Source organism: Bacillus sp. DE0042, assembly GCF_007680225.1.
Taxonomy (GTDB): domain Bacteria; phylum Bacillota; class Bacilli; order Bacillales; family Bacillaceae_G; genus Bacillus_A; species Bacillus_A wiedmannii.
In genome coordinates this window covers 1-852 of record NZ_VEJP01000028.1, presented here as the reverse complement: position 1 = coordinate 852, position 852 = coordinate 1, and the positions used below count along the sequence as shown (strand labels likewise).

Below are 852 nucleotides of genomic sequence, written 5' to 3'. Positions count from 1 at the left end.
CCAAAAACATGGGGCCTTAGCTCAGCTGGGAGAGCGCCTGCCTTGCACGCAGGAGGTCAGCGGTTCGATCCCGCTAGGCTCCACTTTATTTATTATATGTCTCGGAGGTATACCCAAGTTCGGCTGAAGGGATCGGTCTTGAAAACCGACAGGCGGTGAGAATCGCGCGGGGGTTCGAATCCCTCTACCTCCTCCATTTTTTTTAAAATGGTTTAGATACATATAATAATAAAATTTTTGTTTTTTCCTTCATGGAGGTATACCCAAGTTCGGCTGAAGGGATCGGTCTTGAAAACCGACAGGCGGCGAGAGTCGCGCGGGGGTTCGAATCCCTCTACCTCCTCCATTTTTTTAAAACATTATATTGTCGCGGGGTGGAGCAGCACGGTAGCTCGTCGGGCTCATAACCCGAAGGTCGCAGGTTCAAATCCTGTCCCCGCAACCAAATGGTCCCGTGGTGTAGTGGTTAACATGCCTGCCTGTCACGCAGGAGATCGCCGGTTCGACCCCGGTCGGGACCGCCATTTATGTTGGCTCGGTAGCTCAGTCGGTAGAGCAGAGGACTGAAAATCCTCGTGTCGGCGGTTCGATTCCGTCCCGAGCCACCATTTTTTTATGCCGACTTAGCTCAATTGGTAGAGCAACTGACTTGTAATCAGTAGGTTGGGGGTTCAAGTCCTCTAGTCGGCATCCTTTAGGGGCATAGTTTAAAGGTAGAACTGAGGTCTCCAAAACCTCCAGTGTGGGTTCGATTCCTACTGCCCCTGTAAAAGTGTATGGGCCTATAGCTCAGCTGGTTAGAGCGCACGCCTGATAAGCGTGAGGTCGATGGTTCGAGTCCATTTAGGCCCA

General features: G+C 51.6%; 9 tRNA genes. All 9 read left to right on the top strand.

The annotated features are described in order from the left end of the window. The first annotated feature begins 10 nt into the window (after positions 1-10). Positions 11-83: transfer RNA gene (locus tag FS802_RS30645), tRNA-Ala, on the top strand. A 20-nt stretch (positions 84-103) separates the two neighbouring features. After that, positions 104-196, top strand: a tRNA-Ser gene (locus tag FS802_RS30640). Between the two features lie 57 nt (positions 197-253). Next, a tRNA-Ser gene (locus FS802_RS30635) sits at positions 254-346 on the top strand. A 22-nt stretch (positions 347-368) separates the two neighbouring features. After that, a tRNA-Met gene (locus FS802_RS30630) sits at positions 369-445 on the top strand. Between the two features lie 3 nt (positions 446-448). Next, a tRNA-Asp gene (locus FS802_RS30625) sits at positions 449-524 on the top strand. A gap of 8 nt (positions 525-532) precedes the next feature. Continuing rightward, positions 533-608 (top strand) — tRNA-Phe (locus FS802_RS30620). A gap of 9 nt (positions 609-617) precedes the next feature. Beyond that, positions 618-690, top strand: a tRNA-Thr gene (locus tag FS802_RS30615). A gap of 6 nt (positions 691-696) precedes the next feature. Continuing rightward, a tRNA-Trp gene (locus FS802_RS30610) sits at positions 697-767 on the top strand. 11 nt (positions 768-778) lie between these two features. After that, a tRNA-Ile gene (locus FS802_RS30605) sits at positions 779-852 on the top strand.